The organism is Streptomyces sp. NPDC002476 (assembly GCF_042889785.1).
Lineage (GTDB): Bacteria > Actinomycetota > Actinomycetes > Streptomycetales > Streptomycetaceae > Streptomyces.
The window spans coordinates 1-1,679 of record NZ_JBIARH010000105.1; the positions used below are offsets into that span (position 1 = coordinate 1).

Consider the following 1,679-nt stretch of genomic DNA (forward strand, 5'->3'; position numbering starts at 1 on the left):
CCGGCTCACGCCGTACGCGTCGGTGAACTCCTCCTCCGTGACGGAGAAAGCGGTGTGGAGATCCGGCCGCTGCGGCAAGAAGACGTGCAGAAGGCCGTCCCTCTGGGCAAGACCGCTGTGCCGGTCAGGGCCGTCAGGGTGGGCAACGCCGTCGGGCTGGACTCGGTAGGCGTACAGCGCAAGCGCACCCGCGCTCGCGTCGGCGATCGCTCGGACGTATCCGGTGGCGTAGAAGATGACGCCCGTGGAGGTTGGATAGCGCGCCAGATCCGTGAGCCACGAGGTGGACGCTCTGGACTGGGCACCGGGATCGAACAGGGGGCGGGCGGCCTGCCTGTCCCGAGAACCCCACCCGTCGCTTCTGGCCGATCCGGTCAGGAAGTCGACGAGCTCCGTTCTGACCTCCTCGTCCCGCTCGACGCCGCCCAAGGCAGTCAGGGCCAGGACCGCCTCAGGAGCGGTGGAGGACCGGAGTGCGATCACCGCCGTACGCCGCACGCGGGCATCGTCGTCCTCAAGCGCATGGATCAGGTGGGGAACCGCGGCGCTCCCGAACGAGGCGAGGGAGCGGGCGGCCGTCAGGCGCACCGCACGATCGGGATCGAGGAGAAGCGCTCGTGCGAGCGATTCCCGGGCCTCGTCGTGGCCACCGGCCAGGCTCTCCGCGGCGGCGGACCGCGCGCCTGGCGACGGGTCCGCGAGAACGGTCTCGGACAAGAGGGCCCACGGGACGTCTGCTCCGCACCGGCGCGCGGCACCGGACGCCAGGGTACGGACCTTGGCACTCCGGTCCCGCAGAGCGTGCGACAGCACGGCCGGAATGCCGTCGGCGTCCAGTGAGAGCAAGGCGCCGAGTGCTTCGTACCTGTCGTCCTCGTGCTCCGCGTTCCCGGCAATCCTGGAGAGGGCCTCCTCGGTACCGTTGCATTCCATGGATGCCACGGTGCGCATGGCAAGCCGTCGGACATACGCGACAGGGTCCGTGAGCAGACGTTCCACCCACTCGCACGCGCCCGGATCGGGACACCGGGCCAACGCGCGCAGGGCGAGCATTCTCGTTCGGGGGTTCGGAGCCGTGAGGAAATCGGTGAGCCGGATGTCGGCGATCGAGCGGTTTTCGCGCAGCACGATCTCCAACGCGGACGTGCGCACCGAATCCTCCTGGTCCCCGAGCGCATCGCCGAGTTCTCCGTCGGCGAGGGCGCCCAGGCGCGCCAGTGCGTCGAGCGCGGCCATCCTGACGCGTGGGGCAGGGGCGCGAAGGCTCGGACGCAGGTCCTTGAGCAGTCGTTTCGTCGAACGGTTGTCGATCGCGTCGATGACGGAAGCCCTCAGATTCTCGTCCGGGGAGGCGAGCAGGTCCTTGACTATCCGGGGCACGGGTTCCCGACGCAGCAGGAGGTTCATGGCGCGGCCACGCACATCTGGTTCCGGGTCGTTGAGCATGTGCACGAGATCCCCGCCAGGGTCCTCGGAGGCATCTGTAAGGAATTCCATGGCCAGGACGCGCACCTGCGGACTTTCGTCCAGCAAAGCCGTGCGCGCGGCGGTGGCGGCATCTGGAGCAGGTGTCGCACGGAGGGCGAGGAGAGCGATTCTTTTCTCGTTGCGTGAGCCGTTGTGCAGCAGGTGCCGCACCGATGCGAGAAGATCGGGTCTTGCCCCGGTCTGTTCAAGTA

1 protein-coding gene is annotated in these 1,679 nt (G+C 68.6%); it reads right to left on the reverse strand.

Annotated features, from left to right (window positions below; all coding sequences use genetic code 11):
• The coding region (locus tag ACFYXM_RS37085; RefSeq protein WP_389296259.1) for a HEAT repeat domain-containing protein at positions 1-1,497 on the reverse strand (1,497 nt) is incomplete at its 3' end.
• Positions 1,498-1,679 lie beyond the last annotated feature (182 nt).